Origin of the sequence: Uruburuella suis, from assembly GCF_022870845.1 — a bacterium.
GTDB lineage: Bacteria > Pseudomonadota > Gammaproteobacteria > Burkholderiales > Neisseriaceae > Neisseria > Neisseria suis.
The window spans coordinates 1744123-1760083 of record NZ_CP091507.1 but is presented as its reverse complement, the minus strand read 5'-3'; the positions used below and the strand labels follow the sequence as shown (position 1 = coordinate 1760083).

The 15961-nt window shown below is 53.9% G+C and carries 17 protein-coding genes; 13 read left to right on the top strand and 4 right to left on the bottom strand.

Annotated elements, in window-relative coordinates; all coding sequences use genetic code 11:
* Window positions 1–151 precede the first annotated feature (151 nt).
* From LVJ78_RS07960 to hpnC, 3 genes are all read left to right on the top strand, one after another.
* Window positions 152–430 carry a type II toxin-antitoxin system RelE/ParE family toxin gene (locus LVJ78_RS07960; RefSeq protein ID WP_132953313.1) on the top strand — a complete coding sequence of 93 codons (279 nt, stop codon included), beginning with the start codon at window positions 152–154 and terminating at the stop codon, window positions 428–430.
* An 11-nt stretch (window positions 431–441) separates the two neighbouring features.
* A complete protein-coding gene (locus LVJ78_RS07955; protein ID WP_132953315.1) occupies window positions 442–735 on the top strand; it encodes a HigA family addiction module antitoxin in 294 nt (97 codons plus the stop codon).
* 207 nt (window positions 736–942) lie between these two features.
* Window positions 943–1758 carry a squalene synthase HpnC gene (gene hpnC, locus LVJ78_RS07950; protein ID WP_132953317.1) on the top strand — a complete coding sequence of 272 codons (816 nt, stop codon included), beginning with the start codon at window positions 943–945 and terminating at the stop codon, window positions 1756–1758.
* 131 nt (window positions 1759–1889) lie between these two features.
* Here the strand turns inward: hpnC and LVJ78_RS07945 are convergent, their stop codons facing one another.
* Window positions 1890–2810, bottom strand: a complete 921-nt coding sequence (locus LVJ78_RS07945; RefSeq protein ID WP_132953319.1) for a DMT family transporter — start codon at window positions 2808–2810, stop codon at window positions 1890–1892.
* A gap of 201 nt (window positions 2811–3011) precedes the next feature.
* On the opposite strand from LVJ78_RS07945, the gene LVJ78_RS07940 reads away from it, so the two are divergent.
* Window positions 3012–3683 (top strand): ArsR/SmtB family transcription factor, encoded by a 672-nt coding sequence (locus LVJ78_RS07940; RefSeq protein WP_132953321.1) that lies wholly within the window; start codon window positions 3012–3014, stop codon window positions 3681–3683.
* 46 nt (window positions 3684–3729) lie between these two features.
* On the opposite strand, the gene LVJ78_RS07935 is transcribed toward LVJ78_RS07940, so the two are convergent.
* From LVJ78_RS07935 to LVJ78_RS07925, 3 genes are all read right to left on the bottom strand, one after another.
* Window positions 3730–4767, bottom strand: coding sequence for an IS630 family transposase (locus LVJ78_RS07935; protein WP_132954952.1), 1038 nt, complete (start codon window positions 4765–4767; stop codon window positions 3730–3732).
* 237 nt (window positions 4768–5004) lie between these two features.
* Window positions 5005–5769, bottom strand: a complete 765-nt coding sequence (locus tag LVJ78_RS07930) for an IS5 family transposase (RefSeq protein WP_244802560.1) — start codon at window positions 5767–5769, stop codon at window positions 5005–5007.
* Window positions 5770–5910: 141 nt separating this feature from the next.
* Window positions 5911–6375, bottom strand: a complete 465-nt coding sequence (locus LVJ78_RS07925) for a winged helix-turn-helix transcriptional regulator (RefSeq protein WP_132954927.1) — start codon at window positions 6373–6375, stop codon at window positions 5911–5913.
* A 213-nt stretch (window positions 6376–6588) separates the two neighbouring features.
* On the opposite strand from LVJ78_RS07925, the gene LVJ78_RS07920 reads away from it, so the two are divergent.
* The 9 genes from LVJ78_RS07920 (at window position 6589) to LVJ78_RS07880 (ending at window position 15845) form a co-directional block, all read left to right on the top strand.
* On the top strand, window positions 6589–7860 hold the full coding sequence (locus LVJ78_RS07920) for a D-amino acid dehydrogenase (protein WP_132954926.1): 1272 nt from the start codon (window positions 6589–6591) through the stop codon (window positions 7858–7860).
* 210 nt (window positions 7861–8070) lie between these two features.
* On the top strand, window positions 8071–9129 hold the full coding sequence (gene alr / locus LVJ78_RS07915) for an alanine racemase (protein WP_132954925.1): 1059 nt from the start codon (window positions 8071–8073) through the stop codon (window positions 9127–9129).
* A 279-nt stretch (window positions 9130–9408) separates the two neighbouring features.
* Window positions 9409–10539 (top strand): succinyl-diaminopimelate desuccinylase, encoded by a 1131-nt coding sequence (gene dapE / locus LVJ78_RS07910; protein ID WP_132954924.1) that lies wholly within the window; start codon window positions 9409–9411, stop codon window positions 10537–10539.
* Window positions 10540–10790: 251 nt separating this feature from the next.
* On the top strand, window positions 10791–11783 hold the full coding sequence (locus LVJ78_RS07905; protein WP_132954923.1) for an ornithine carbamoyltransferase: 993 nt from the start codon (window positions 10791–10793) through the stop codon (window positions 11781–11783).
* A gap of 85 nt (window positions 11784–11868) precedes the next feature.
* Entirely contained in the window at window positions 11869–12393 is a 525-nt protein-coding gene (locus LVJ78_RS07900; protein WP_132954922.1) for a thioredoxin family protein, read from the top strand.
* Between the two features lie 541 nt (window positions 12394–12934).
* Window positions 12935–13399, top strand: a complete 465-nt coding sequence (locus tag LVJ78_RS07895; protein ID WP_132954298.1) for a Fur family transcriptional regulator — start codon at window positions 12935–12937, stop codon at window positions 13397–13399.
* Window positions 13390–14313 (top strand): CobW family GTP-binding protein, encoded by a 924-nt coding sequence (locus LVJ78_RS07890; protein WP_132954299.1) that lies wholly within the window; start codon window positions 13390–13392, stop codon window positions 14311–14313. The genes LVJ78_RS07895 and LVJ78_RS07890 overlap by 10 nt, the downstream gene beginning before the upstream one ends.
* Before the next feature lie 199 nt (window positions 14314–14512).
* A complete protein-coding gene (locus LVJ78_RS07885) occupies window positions 14513–14842 on the top strand; it encodes a YegP family protein (RefSeq protein WP_132954300.1) in 330 nt (109 codons plus the stop codon).
* Window positions 14843–14957: 115 nt separating this feature from the next.
* The gene (locus tag LVJ78_RS07880) at window positions 14958–15845 is read left to right on the top strand and encodes a phosphatidylserine decarboxylase (protein WP_132954301.1); all 888 of its coding nucleotides are present in this window, start codon (window positions 14958–14960) and stop codon (window positions 15843–15845) included.
* Window positions 15846–15961 lie beyond the last annotated feature (116 nt).

The following is a 15961-nucleotide window of genomic DNA, read 5'->3' as shown; positions in this document are numbered from 1 at the left end:
TTGGCACTTTATGGCGCGGCATAGCAAACCTTTCAGACGGCCAAAAAACGCGGCGGAAACTTGCCCCGCTGGCTGGCTGCTGGCGTTGGTTTCGATGCTTGCCAAATGTAAACACACACGATACAATGTTGTAAACAATAGAGATACAGCCATGATAATTTCATTTCAGCACAAAGGGCTTGAGCGGTTTTACAAAACAGGCAGCAAAGCAGGGATACAGGCCGCCCATGCTGTCAAACTTGCCCGTATCCTTGCGCGGCTGAACAGCGCAAAAGCCCCTAGTGATATGAATATTGCAGGCTGGCACTTGCACCCGCTGGCAGGAGATTTAAAAAACCATTGGAGCGTGAAAGTAAATGGAAATTGGCGCGTAACATTCAAACTTGAAAACGGCCATGCCGAAATTGTGGATTATCAAGATTACCATTAGGAGCAAACATCATGCGTATGCACAACCCCCCGCACCCCGCCGAAGTGATTCGTGAAGATATTTTGCCAGAACTTGGCTTGAGCGTAACCGAGGCCGCGAAGCAATTAGGCATTTCCCGCGTGACCCTTTCCCGCCTGCTTAACGGCAAATCGGGCATTAGTGCCGATATGGCCTTGCGCCTGCATGCTTGGTTAGGCAGCAACAGCCCCAGCCCTGAAAGTTGGCTACACCAGCAAGCCGATTATGACTTGTGGCAAGCCGCACAAAAAGGCAAACCCGATGTAATCCCCGCTTATGTGCATTGATATTGCATATTTCAAGCAAGCGTAAAAAGTGGGTAAACAAGTGGGTAAAATATTTTCATAAAAACTAAATTCCTTTTAGTATCAATATATTGAGCAGTCAAGATATATTATGATGGAAAACGGGTTTTAATCTTTCAGACGGCCTTTTCTTTTTGCAGGCCGTCTGAAAATCTATCGAAATCAAACGATAAAACCAAAGAGAACAATATGTCAGTCAACCATTATGAAAATTTCCCCGTCGGCTCGCTGGTGTTGCCGCGCCGTTTGCGCAAGCCGGTGCATGCGGTTTATGCGTTTGCGCGCACGGCGGACGATATTGCCGATGAAGGTGAGGTGGCAGATGCCGTGCGTTTGTGCCGGCTGGAGGAGCTGCAAAAAGAACTGGATACGGTTTCGCGCGGGGAAACGCCGAAAAGTGCGTTGATGCAGCGTTTGCAGCGCGAGGCCGTGCGCCCGTTTGCCATGCCTTTGCAGCCGTTTTACGATTTGCTCGATGCTTTTAAACAGGATGTGGTGAAAAAGCGTTATCAGGATTTCGGTGAATTGGTGGATTATTGCCGCAAAAGCGCCAACCCGGTGGGGCGCATGATGCTGCATCTTTACGGTGAAACCGACAGCCGAAGCATTGCCCAGAGCGACGGCATTTGCACTGCTTTGCAGCTGATTAATTTTTGGCAGGATGTGGCGCTGGATTGGCAAAAAGGGCGCGTGTATCTGCCGCAGGAAGATTTGCAGAAATTCGGCGTCACCGAAGCGCAGATTGGCGAGGGGCGGGTGGATTTTGCTTTCCAGCGCTTGATGGCTTATGAATGCGACAAAGCGCACAAAATGCTCAAGGCGGGCTCGCCTTTGGGCAAAACGCTCAAAGGCCGCACCGGCCTGGAATTGCGCATGATTATTCTCGGCGGCCAGCGTATTGTGCACAAACTTGAAGAAAACAAATACGATGTGTTCCGCGCGCGGCCGAAGCTGGGCGCGAAAGATTGGTGGCAGATTGTGCGGCGTGCGGTGTTGAAGAAATAAGTTTTTGGCAAATCAACAAAAGGCCGTCTGAAAATATTTTCAGACGGCCTTTTGTTGCCGGTGGTCGCAAAAGCGATAAAAAAGCGTTGTGCAAAAGACTCGGTTTTAATGCTGATAATAAACGGCAGGCATCAGCGGGCGTGCCCGCCCGGCGCTTTCCAACGCATGGACAGTGCCATGCCGGCGATGACCACCGCGGTGCCGATCATATCATTGCGGGTAACGGCGGTATGAAAAAACGCGGCAGAGAGCAAAATGCCGAACACCGGATTCATCAGGTGAAACACCGAAGCCGAATCGGAGCCGATGCGGCGCACCAGCCAAAACCACATCCACATGGCCACAATCGAAATGGCGATAACTTGATACAGCCACGACAACACAAATGGTGTATTCGTCATTGCGGCATACAGGCTTTGGTATTCGGCGAACGGCAACAACAGCAGGCCGCCGACCAGATTTTGAATGCCGATTAAGGGCAGCGGATGCAATGCTTGGGCATGGCGCTGGTAAAACAGGGTGCCGGCCGAGAGCGCGGCCACGCCCAGCAGCACCCAAACCACACCTAGGCCGAAAGCGGCGTTGCCCAATTTGTCTGACAGCGCGATATACACGCCCGAAAAGCCGATGGCGATGGCCAGCAGCAGCTTGGCATGCAGACGCGTGCCCAGCAGCACCGACAGCAGCAAAGTGATAAACGGCGTGGTGGCCACCAATAAAATCACCAGCTGCGGCGACACGGTTTGCAGGCCGGTGTAGGAAAAGCCGAGGTAAAGCGCATAGTTGAGCAGCCCCAGCAAGCTGCCGACAAGCCACAAGCGGCGATTGCGCAAGCCGGCAAAAGGCTGCCGCCGGTTTAGCCAAGCCCACACCGCCAGCAGCAGCAAGCCGGCCGACACAAAGCGGAAAAACAAAAAATTCAGCGGCAACACATAATCAATGGAAACCTTGCCCGCCACAAAAGCCGACGACCACACCAAGCTGAACAGGCAGCCAAACAGAAACACGGGCATGATGCGCTCCCAATAAAAAGACAGCCTCAATATAAACATTTTTCAGACGGCCTTATTTCGTTGCGTAACGAAATGAATTCAGGCACAGTGGCTTCATCATACTGATTGTCAGCATACCATGTCCTATTCACACAGGCCGTCTGAAAGCGGCCGAGAATATCCATTCTAAAAAGTAATCTGGCTGCGTTGCCACCTTGCAAGCTTGCTTTTTTGAATCGGTATAAAGCCGAGGAAACCGCCATGTCGCTCGCTCATTATTTCACCCACATCGCCCACTTAATCGGCCACCCCAGCCGTGCCTTGATGCTCGATGCCTTGCTGGGCGCAGAAGCCTTGCCGGCCACGGCCTTGGCTGAGAGCGCCGGCATCAGCGCGCAAACGGCCAGCCGGCATTTGCAGCTGTTGGCCGATGCGGGGCTGCTGCGCGTGCAGCAGCAGGGGAAATTCCGCTATTTCCGCATTGCCGATAATCAGGTTTACCATTTGTTGCAGCAATTGGCCGAAATCCGCCTCGGCAGCAAGCCGCAAAGCGTGATGGCGGGCGAGCCGGCTTTACACACCTTGCGTCGCTGCTACGACCATATGGCCGGGCGGCAGGGCGTGGCGCTGACACAGGCTTTGTTGGCGCAGCAAAAATTGTTGGCCGATGCGGCCAACGGGCGCTTTGTGATTACCGATGCCGGGCGGCTGTGGCTGGAAACGCTGGATATTGCGGCATTGCAGCCGCACACGGCTTGGTGCATGGACTGGACCGAGCAAGTGCCGCATATTGCCGGCTGGCTCGGCGCGGCTTTGTTTGATGCGTTTGCCGCACGGTCTTATGTGCACGCTTCAGCCACCGCCCCGCGCGTGTTGCGGCTCACGGAAAAAGGGCGCGCTTTTTTGGCGCGCGAATTCGGGCTGGCGGCTTAAGAATCATCATTAAGACTATTAATTCGGCAATTAAATATTGAAATGTTTATGCAGCATACTTCACCTTCGGATCTCTAAAATACGCAGCCACCCGTTGAGGATGGTTCTCCAGCATCCGCATATGATTCTCCGTTGCCTGCTTCAGTTTCGCTTTTGTACGATGCTGAACACGCGAGCCCAGTGCTTGTTTCAAATCCGCATTCAACCGTTCATCAGGGTTCAGCTCCGGGCTGTAACTGGGTAAATAAAACACTTCGATCTTCTCTTTATGCTTTTCCAACCAGGCTTTGACCGGCTTGCTGTGGTGAACCCGCAGGTTATCCAGTATCAGGAAGATTTTCTTACCGGCATCTTTGATTAATGCTTCCAGAAACTCAATCAGCTTGTCGCTGTTGAATGCATCTTCCACAATCATCCAGCGTGCCTTGCCCTGGTTGGTCACCGTTGAAATCATCGAAAGTTTATGCCGTGTCCCGCCTACGGTATAGGCTACCGGCGTTTGTCCTTTGGGCTGATAACCCCGCCCGCGTACATCGGTATTGACTACCGCTGTTTCATCACCCCAATGGATTTCCGCTTTTTCGGCTTTTGCCCGTTTGGCGATATCGGGATAGGTTTCCTCCAGCCATTGCTTCACTGCTTCGGGACGTTGCTCGTAGGCGCGCCGGATGGGTTTTTGCGGCGTAAACCCCCAGCGCTTGAGGTATTCGCCTACCGTACGTACCGGCAATTCGATAGCCAGCTCTTGCTTGATCAAGGCCATAACCGCCGCCCGAGTCCATAAGGCGAAGTCCATTTTCATCTGCTCGGGGCGCTTTTCACAGATAAGGCGCTGTATGTGGGCTTCCTGCTCTTCACTCAGTTGGCGGCAACTTCCTGATGGGCGTCCGCGCTTTTTGGGTGCCAATGCTTTGATGCCGTCTGCTTCGGCGATTTTGATGGCTGAGCGCGCGGTGACATGACCCATGCCGAGCATTTCGGCGATTTGCTCGGGTGTTTTGCCCTGTTTGTGCAGTCTGACTGCTTGCTTGCGCCGTTCGAATTGGGCTTCGGCTGCAAGTTTTCTTCCGTCTTCTTTTTCCATTGGGGAGAAATGGGGATTAATGTTGAAATTTCAATATTTAATTGCCGAATCTATAGGGTCTGTTCACAATTCATCCGCGAGTAAGATTTTGAGCGCAAAAGCGTGGCTGCAAGGCGAAAAGCACAGCAAGGTTGAACACCTTGCGAGCATTTTCAACGCAGCAGGCGTGTTTTTGAGCCAAAATATTGCCGCGTGATGAAATGTGAACAGACCCTAGGGTCTGTTCACAATTACTTGTCATAAAGGTAGCCACATCACAATGCATCCCAATAAAACCGTGCTGTGGAAGTTGCGCTTTAGCTTATCGTAGCGGCTGGCAATCGCTCGGAAATGTTTCAGACGACAAAAAGTATTCTCCACCAAGTGCCTGATTTTATAAAGATACCAGTCCATGTCTTTATTTTTCTCTTCCCTGTCTTTTCTATAGGGAATATTGGCTTTCGCGCCACTTTCCTCTATCTGTTCCCTGAGTCGGTCTGAATCATAGCCCTTATCCGCATTCACAAGCTCAGTTCCGGCAAGATCGATGTTATCAAGCAATTCCGGCGCAACGCTGATATCGTTGATATTGCCCGCAGTAATGATAATCTCAACCGGATTGCCTGAGACGTCTACCGCCAGATGAATCTTGCTGGTCATCCCGCCCCGGCTCATACCGATTGCGTGTTCCTCTTCTTCGCTGAGCCATGAGGCGCCGGCTGAATGTTGATGCGCCCGAACATAGCTGCCATCTATGGCTACCCATTCCAAATCACAGTCTTGGCTGAGCTTTTTTAAGGCTTCGGCAAAAATACCTTTTGCCGACCAACGGTTATAAGCCGTGTAAACGGTATGGTGTTTGCCGAAATACTCGGGCAGATCGCGCCAAGGGATGCCGGTTCTGACTCTGTATAGGATGCCTTCGAAAATCAGGCGTAGATTGGGTTTGCAATAAACACCCAAATCACGCAGAATGGGCAACAGCTTCGTCCAGTATTCATCTTTGAGTAGTGTGCGGGGCATGGCAGGTGTATTAGGGTTGTGTGAGAGCTCCCTTTTTACACCTGCTTTCCTTTTTATTCAATGTTATGACAAGTAATTGTGAACAGACCCTAGGCCGTCTGAACGCATTATGTTCAGACGGCCTTTTTGTTTGCTGCTTTATCAATCCAGCGTGAGCAGCATATCTTCTTTCACTTCTTCCATCACCACATAGCTGCGGCTCTCGGCGGCGGCGGGCAATTGCAGCAGGATATTGCCGAGCATATCGCGATAGGCCGACATATCGGGCAAGCGCACTTTAATCAGGTAATCGTATTCGCCCGACACCAAATGGCATTCCATAATTTGCGGAATCAAGGCCACTTCGCGGCGGAAATCTTCAAAAATATTGCCCGATTTCGAGCGCAGCTTGATTTCCACGAAAACCAGCAGGCTTTGCCCCAATGCATGCGGGTTGAGGCGGGCGTGGTAGCCGCTGATGATGCCTTCTCGCTCGAGCCGGCGCACGCGCTCGGTAACGGGGGTGGTGGACAAGCCCACTTTTTCGGCCAATTCGGTCATGGCGATGCGGGCGTTTTGCTGCAAGAGCTTGAGAATTTTGCGATCGGTTTTGTCGAGTTCTTTCACTTTGCTTTTTCACTTTAATTGATAAAATTTCAGCCATCATAAAATAAAAAATATTAAAAATAAAGTGAAAAAAACTATTTAATTTTGATTAGACTGGCCGCTTTCACTAGGGTTTGTTTGCCTTGCGGCGGCGAGCCGGATTTTGAGCAAAAAAGTGTGGTTGCAAGGTGAAATGCAAACACATGCCAAATAATAAATTAAAGAGGAAGAAACATGCACATCATCGTATTGGGCGCAGGCGTGGCGGGTGTGTCCACCGCGTGGTATCTGGCCAAAGCCGGCCATCAGGTGACGGTTATCGACCGCGCCGAAGCGGCGGCAATGGAAACCAGCTTTGCCAATGCCGGCCAGCTCTCGTATGGCTACACCACGCCGTGGGCGGCGCCGGGCATTCCGCAAAAAGCGCTCAAATGGCTTTTCAGGCCGCATTCGCCGCTGATTTTCAAGCCCGACGGCAGCCTGTTTCAATTGCGCTGGCTGTGGCAGATGCTGGCCAATTGCAACGAAGCGGCTTATCACCTGAATAAAGAACGCATGGTGCGTATTTCGGAATACAGTCGCGCGCTGTTCAATCAATTTGAGGCCGAAACCGGTATGGGCTTTGAAGCGCGCCATCGGGGCACGGTGCAGATTTTCCGAAGCGCCGCCGAAGTGGCCGCTTCAGCCAAAGATGTGGCAGTGCTCGAAGCCTACGGCGTGCCTTACCGCCGCTTGCGTGCCGATGAATGCGCCGAATATGAGCCGGCGCTCGCGGCGGTGGCGCACCAATTGGCCGGCGCGCTTTATCTGCCCAACGACGGCACCGGCGACTGCCATCTTTTCACCACCCGCCTGGCGGCATTGTGTGCCGAAAAAGGCGTGGTGTTTAAGTTTAACCACAGCATCGAGCGGCTCGAGCAGGCCGGCGGCAAAATCAGCGCCGTGCATGCCGGCGGCGAGCGCTTTGAGGCCGATGCTTTTGTGTGCGCCTTGGGCAGCTTCAGCCGGCCGGCGTTGGCCGCTTTGGGGCTGGATTTGCCGGTGTATCCCGTGAAAGGCTATTCGCTCACGGTGCCGGTGGTCAACGATGCGGCCGCACCGGTGTCGACCATTATCGATGAAACCTATAAAGTGGCCATCACCCGCTTTGATGAGCGCATCCGCGTGGGCGGCATGGCCGAATTGTCGGGCTATCAAATCCAGCTGAATCCGAAGCGGCGCGAAACGCTCGAATTGGTGCTCAACGATTTGTATCCCCACGGCGGCGACACCGCACAAGCCGCTTTTTGGAGCGGCCTGCGCCCGATGACGCCCGACAGCACGCCGATTGTGGGCGCCACCCGCTTCGATAATCTTTTCCTCAACACCGGCCACGGCACGCTGGGCTGGACCATGTCGTTGGGCTCGGGCAAGCTGGCCGCCGATTTGGCCTCCGGCACGGCCACCGAAATCCGCAGCGATGATTTGGGGCTGTCGCGCTACAGCGGCGCACACGCGCATGCATAAAGCGGCGCAATCGGCTTATACGAATCCAAAAAACTAACCTAACTTCGTTGTTTCGCCTAGCCGTACTATTTGTACTGTCGCAGGCTGCCGCCTTGTTCGCTTACTTTTTTGAATTGGTATTATAATCGTTTCATTTTATTATTTTTTATTATTTTGAATCAATCAGGCCGTCTGAAAATATTTCAGACGGCCTCAGAAGGAATACAGAACATGCGCCCGCTCAATGCCCAAATCCGCCTGGAAAACCTACGCCACAATTACCAAGCCCTCAAGCATATCCACGGCAATAAATTGCTGGCGGTGGTGAAAGCCAATGCCTACGGCCACGGCGCATTGCGTTGCGCCCATGCGCTGGCCGACATCGCCGACGGCTTTGCCGTGGCCACCATCGAAGAGGCCTTGGAATTGCGCGAAGGCGGCATCGACAAGCCGATTGTGCTGCTCGAAGGTGTGTTTGAAGCGGCCGAATATGCATTAATCGACCAACACCGTTTGTGGCCGGCAGTAGGCAGCCAATGGCAGCTCGAAGCCTTGCTGGCGCACGATTGGCAGCAGCCGGTAAACGTGTGGCTCAAAATGGATTCGGGCATGCACCGCGCCGGCTTTTTCCCGCACAATTTCGCCGCCGCCTACACCGCCTTGAAGCAATCGGCCAAGGTGGCCGAGATTGTGAAATTCAGCCATTTTGCCTGCGCCGACGAGCCGGGCAGCGGCATGACCGAAATGCAGATCGAAGCGTTTGATCTGGCCTGCGAAGGCCTGCCCGGTGAAGAGAGCCTGGCCAATTCCGCCGCTATGCTTGCCCACCCTGCCGCGCGGCGCGATTGGGGCAGGGCGGGCATTGCACTCTACGGCGCGAGCCCCTTTGGCGGCACCGATGAGCGCTTGCGTCCGGTGATGCGCCTGAGCACGGCGGTGTTTGGCGAGCGCGTGTTGCAGCCGCATTCGCCCATCGGCTACGGCGCCACGTTTTATACCAGCAAATCCACCCGCGTGGGTCTGATTGCCTGCGGCTATGCCGACGGCTACCCGCGCCTCGCCGGCACCGACACGCCCGTGGCCATCGGCAGCCACCGCAGCCGCCTGCTCGGCCGCGTGTCGATGGACATGATCACCATCGAATTGGATGTGTCGCGCGAAGGGCTCGGCGATGAAGTGGAATTATGGGGCGATGTGGTGCATGTAAACGAAGTGGCCGCCGCCGCCGGCACCATCGCTTATGAATTGTTGTGCAACGTGAAGCGCGCGAAATTTACATATTTTGACTAAAGGCTTGCCCACACCTCATCCGCGGATAAGATTTTGAGCGAAAAAGTGTGCTTGCAAGGCGGAAGCACCGCAAGGTTGAACACGTTGCGCACATTTTCAACGCAGCAGACGCGTTTTTTCGCCGATAGATTACTGTGTTATTACCGTGTGATGAAATGTAAGCAAACCCTTACATCTTGGCAAATCAAGCAAATCAGGCTATAAATAAGCACGAAATGTCAAAAGGCCGTCTGAAAGACTTTTCAGACGGCCTTTATCTTTAAATTCACACGAGCGTGTATGAACGAAACCCAATCATTAAGCTTAGCCAAACAATTAATCGCCGAAGCTTCTGTTACCCCCGACGACAAACAATGCCAGGCCATTTTGGCTGCGCGCCTGCAAAAAATCGGCTTCACCATCGAAACCATGCACTTTGGCAACACCCAAAATATCTGGGCGCGGCGCGGCAGCGAAGCGCCGCTTTTGTGTTTTGCCGGCCACACCGATGTGGTGCCCAGCGGCCCCGTGGAAAAATGGGATTCGCCGCCTTTTGTGCCCACCGAGCGCAACGCTCGGCTTTACGGGCGCGGCGCGGCCGACATGAAAACCAGCATCGCCTGTTTTGTAACCGCATGCGAGCGCTTTGTGGCGGAAAACACGGCGCACAAAGGCAGCATCGCCTTGCTGATTACCTCTGATGAAGAGGGCGATGCTTACGATGGCACCACCAAAGTGGTGGATGCGCTCAAAGCGCGCGGCGAATCAATTGATTATTGCATTGTGGGCGAGCCCACCGCAGTGGAAAAGCTGGGCGACACCCTCAAAAACGGCCGCCGCGGCTCACTCTCGGGCAACCTCACCGTGAAAGGCAAGCAAGGCCATATCGCTTACCCGCATTTGGCGGTGAACCCGGTGCACACCTTCGCGCCTGCGCTGGCCGAGCTCTCCGCCGCCGAATGGGACAAAGGCAACGCCTATTTCCCGCCCACCGGCTTTCAAGTGTCCAACATCAACGGCGGCACCGGTGCCACCAATGTGATACCCGGCGCGCTCAACGTGAAATTCAATTTCCGCTTTTCCACCGAATCCACCGACATCGGCCTCAAACAGCGCGTGCACGATGTGCTCGACAAACACGGCATCGCCTACGATATCGAATGGCAATGCTCCGGCCAGCCCTTTCTCACCGCCGCCGGCCGGCTCACCGAAGTGGCGCAGGCCGCGATTGAGAAAGTGTGCGGCATCAAAGCCGAGCTTTCCACCAGCGGCGGCACTTCAGACGGCCGTTTTATCAAAGCCATTGCCGCCGAGCTGATTGAATTGGGGCCCTGCAATGCGAGCATCCACCAGATTAACGAAAATGTGCTGCTGGCGGATATTCCCCGTTTGTCGGCTATTTATGAAGAAATGATGCGGCAATTATTATGAGCGCCTGTTAGGGGCTGTTTACAATTCATCTCGTGGCAATCTTTTGGCTCAAAAACGCGCCTGCCGCGTTGAAAATGCTCGCAAGGTGTTCAACCTTGCTGTGCTTTTCGCCTTGCAGCCACGCTTTTGCGCTCAAAATCTTACGCACGGATGAATTGTGAACAGCCCCTAGCAATAGAAAAAAGATTGCAAACAAGCGCTGAGGCCGTCTGAAAGCCGGATTCAATCAAGCCAGAAAGCAGAGTAATGCCATGAACCTGAAAAACCGCCATTTTTTAAAACTGCTCGATTTCACCCCCGCCGAAATCCACTATCTGCTCGATTTGTCGGCCGAATTGAAAGCGGCCAAAAAAGCCGGCGCAGAAGTGCCGAAGCTCAAAGGCAAAAACATCGCCTTGATTTTCGAGAAAACTTCCACCCGCACCCGCTGCGCTTTTGAAGTGGCCGCGATGGACCAAGGCGCCGGTGTTACCTATCTCGAACCCACCGGCAGCCAGATCGGCCACAAAGAAAGCATCAAAGACACCGCCCGCGTGCTCGGCCGCATGTATGACGGCATCGAGTATCGCGGCTTCGGCCAAGCCATCGTGGAAGAGCTGGCCGCTTATGCCGGCGTGCCCGTGTTCAACGGCCTCACCAACGAATTCCACCCCACGCAAATGCTGGCCGACGTGCTCACCATGCGCGAGCACAGCCAAAAGCCGCTCAACGAAATCGCTTATGCTTATGTGGGCGATGCCCGCTCCAATATGGGCAATTCGCTGCTGCTGATCGGCGCTTTGCTGGGCATGGATGTGCGCATCGGCGCGCCCAAACACTTGTGGCCGTCTGAAAGCCTGATTGCCAAAGCGCACGAGCTGGCGCAAACCAGCGGCGCGCGCGTGCTGCTCACCGACGATCCGCAAGAGGCCGTGGCCGGTGTCGATTTTATCCACACCGATGTGTGGGTGAGCATGGGCGAGCCGGAAGCCGCATGGCAAGAGCGCATCGATCTGCTCAAGCCTTATCGCGTCACCCCCGAATTGATGGCCGCTTCGGGCAAGCCGCAGGTGAAATTTATGCACTGCCTGCCCGCATTTCACAACCGCGAAACCAAAGTGGGCGAGTGGATTTACCAAACCTTCGGCCTCGACGGCGTGGAAGTAACGGAGGAAGTGTTTGAAAGCGAAGCCTCAATTGTGTTTGACCAGGCCGAAAACCGTATGCACACGATTAAGGCCGTGTTGGTGGCTTTGTTGGCGTAAATCAAATAACGTTAATTGATGAATAAAAAGGCCGTCTGAACATGTTATATTTTCAGACGGCCTTTTTTAAATCAGGAGCTTTACCATGAAACGCAACCTATTCGCCCTAGCTGCGCTGGCGCTGGCCTTGAGCGCATGCAGCAGCGCCAAAAACGAAACCCAAGCCCTGCAAGAGCGGCTTGCCGAAGCCGAAACAGCAGTGAAATTGTCGGCCGAAAACAGCCGCCGCTTAGAGGGCATGTATTCCGACATCTATTTCGAGCTCAACAGCCTCACCGTGGCCAATTTCGAAGCCAAAGTGGCACGCGGCGACACCTTTTACGCCTATATCGGCCGCCCCAGCTGCGGCGATTGCAACGCATTCGAGCCGATGCTCAAGCGCGCCATCGAAGCACACAAGCTGCAAGACAAACTTTCGTTTGTCAACGTGCACCGCCTGCATCAAGACAAAACCGCCTGGGCAGCCTTCAAGCAGAAATACCGCCTCAGCGGCACGCCCGTGCTGGCCAAATACAGCAAAGGCGTGTTGGTGAACAAGCTTGATTTTGAGGAAAACGGCGGCATCAGCGCCGAAGATTTGCAGAAATGGCTGGCGCTCAACCGCTTGTGATGCGTATTATACCAATCCAAAAAAATAACCTTACAAAATAAAAGCAGTTTGGCAACATCATCCGCGTAGGTCGGATTCTTGAATCCGACGTTTGGCCAACGGCCAAAGCGATGTGCGTGGCTTGTTCTACGAACAAGTGTCGGATTCAAGAATCCGACCTACGGGCTGCCTGTTTGTATATTATTTTTTAGAATTGGTATTATACCAATTCAAAAAAGTAAGCTAACAAGGCGGCGAGCCGCAGACAGTACAGATAGTACGGCAAGGCGAGACAACGAAGTTAGGTTATTTTTTTGGATTGGTATTAATCGGATAAGGTTGATTTTTTGGCGATAAAAACCAAGGCCGTCTGAAACATAAATCGTTCAGACGGCCTTATTGTTGAATGAAAAAACGCGCGCTTGCCGGTGGCGCATATCTTGCATACGCGCTGTGTTTGCTTTGGCGGGTTTGCTTTACCGCTTGTTGCGCCTGCCCGCACAAAGCGGCCAAATCGAGTTATAATATAACATTGGCTCTGAAGGCCGTCTGAAAGCAGCGTATGCAAACCATCAAGCAGCAAATCCTCAGCCAAGCCCGCCAAAACGGCGCTCAGGTGACGGCTCTGCGCGAGCAGGTGCTGGATATTGTGCTTGCCCGGCCCGGCGGCGTGATCAAAGCCTATAATGTGCTCTCGCAAATGCAGCAGCAAAGCGAGGGCCCGGTGGCGCCGCCCACCGCTTATCGCGCGCTCGATTTTTGGGCGGAGCAGGGCGTGTTGCACAAAGTGGCGGCGGTAAACGGCTATGTGTTGTGCAGCCATGCGCAGCACGATTGCGGCGCGCATTGCCACGAAAGCGCGCCGCACCACAGCGCGTTTATTTTGGTGTGCAGCGAATGCGGCGCGGTAGACGAGCAAACGCTCAGCCGCGAATGGCAGGCCTTGCGCGCCGGTGTGGCCGCCGGCGGCTTTTCGCTTCAAGACGAACATGTGGTATTAACAGGGATATGCAGCAAATGTCAGTAAAAAAAACCAAAGTGCATTTAATTTCCGGCTTTTTGGGCACCGGCAAAACCACCGCGCTCAAAAGCCTGATGGCGCAGAAAAACCCGGATGAAAAATGGGTGATTATTGTGAACGAATTCGGCGAAATCGGCATTGATGGCGCTGTGTTGAGCGATAATGGCATTCCCGTGGCCGAAATTGCCGGCGGCTGCCTCTGCTGCGTGGCCGGCCCGCAAATGAGCAACACCGTGGCCAAAATGCTGCGCGATGTGGCACCCGACCGCTTAATGATAGAAGCCAGCGGCTTGGCACATGCGGCCAGCGTGATTGATGAATTGAAAACGCCGCCTTTGGATCAATCGCTGGAAATCGGCGCGGTGTTTACCGTGGTGGATCCGCGCCAGTTTGTCAGCCCCGATTATGCACAACAAGCGCTTTATAAAGACCAAATCGGCGTGTGCGATGTGTTGGTGGCGAGCAAAACCGATTTGTGCGGCCCTGAAGTGCTGGCCGAATTCCGCGAAAAAGCCGCCAAGCTGTTTCCGCCCAAAGCGCTGGTGGCCGAAGTGGACAATGCGCAGATGAACATCGAATGGCTCGATATTCCCGTGGTGGAAAAATCGCGCTACCGCCTCAAAACCCTGCCCGACAACACCATGGGCTTCCAATCGCAAGGCTTCACCTTTGCCGCCGGCCAAGATTTCGACGGCGAGCGGCTCACTAACTTTTTTAACGATTTGCCCAAAATGACCGAAGGCTTGGTGCGCGCCAAAGGCGTGTTTCAAGTGCTGGGCACTTGGGTGTGGCTCAACTGGGTGGACGGCCAATGGGGCGCGAGCCAGGTTTCATGGCGTCGCGACAGCCGCTTCGAGCTGATTGCCAAATCGTTTGATGCCGATTTGATTGAGAAAAAACTCACCGAAGCGTTGGAATAAAACAATGCAGAATAAATAAAGAGGCCGTCTGAACACTTTTCAGACGGCCTGTTTGATGCTGATGGATGCACGTTTGGAATTATTGCCGAAAGAGATATTGACAAGCGCGAAACCAATTCATTATAGTGGCCGCGACAGCTTGATTTTAAAGTGTTTGTTAAGTGGTTCCGACGAATGTATGAAACGAGGAGGCGGCACAATGGCAACATTCGAATTGAAAAAAAGCGACACAGGCGAATTTCATTTCAATTTTCTTGATGAGCACGACAAAACCATTTTGCGCAGCGAACAATACAGCAGCAAAGCCGCCGCACAAAACGGCATCGAATCGATACGCACCAATGCCGGCAACGATGCCCGCTACGATTTGAAAGAGAGCCAATCGGGCAAGCTTTATTTCAACCTCAAAGCCGCCAACGGCCAGATTATCGGCACGAGCATGATGTATGCCGACCATGCTGCGCGCGAAGCGGCCGTGCTGTATGTGAAGGGCGGCGCGGCGCATGCGGGCGTGGTGGAAGATTTATAAACACACACCGCAAATAAACCGACAGGCCGTCTGAAAGCTTTCAGACAGCCTTTTTTGTTTATTGTCGGAAATAATCCGTTATAATCGGCAGATTCATTTTTCAGGAAAGCGCATTATGCCCCGTTTTTACCCGCACCCGATTATCGCCCGCGAAGGCTGGCCGTTTATTTCGGCAGGCTTGGTGCTCAGCATCATCGTAACCGCCTGCGCCGGCTGGTGGTCGCTGCCGTTTTGGCTTTTCACCGCCTTTGCTTTGCAGTTTTTCCGCGACCCTTCGCGCCCGATTCCGCAAGATGCCGATGCCGTGCTGTGTCCGGCCGACGGGCGCATTGTGGTGGTGGAAAAAGTGCTCGACCCCTACCGCAATGTGGAAGCGCTGAAAATCAGCGTGTTTATGAATGTGTTCAACGTGCATTCGCAGCGCGCGCCGGTTGACGGCACCATTACCGGGGTGGAATACAACAAAGGCAAATTCGTGAATGCCGCGCTGGATAAAGCCAGCACCGAAAACGAGCGCAATGCTGTGTTGGCCACCACCCGCAGCGGCCGCGAAATCACCTTTGTGCAAGTGGCCGGCCTCGTGGCGCGCCGCATTTTGTGCTACATCGGCGAAGGCGAAAAAGTGGTGCGCGGCGAGCGCTACGGCTTTATCCGCTTCGGCTCGCGCGTGGATGTGTATCTGCCCACCGATGCCCGCGCAGAAGTGGCCATCGGCGATAAAGTGAGCGCCAGCAGCACCATTTTGGCGCGCCTGCCTTTGAGCGCACCGGCCGCAGAGCCTGAGCCGCAAACCGTGGCAACCCCCGATGCTGCGGCCACCGCTGCAGCGGCTGCGGCACTCACTCCGATCGAGCGTGCCGGTGAAAACGGTGCCGATGCCGCAGAAACCAAAACCGTTGCTGCCGCTCAAGCAGGCGTGCTGGATGATGAGCAGCAAATTGTAGAAAATATTGCCGAAGAAGTGCGCACGGCCGCCGAGCAAGCGGTGAAGCAGGATAAATAACTTTACGCCAAAACGGTTTTCAGACGGCCTGAAAACCGTTTGTTGTTTCTGCTTCCTATTTATTCATGCCTTTTAGAAAGATTGCATCTTGAGCCAAAAGCCTGCCTTGTTCCCTG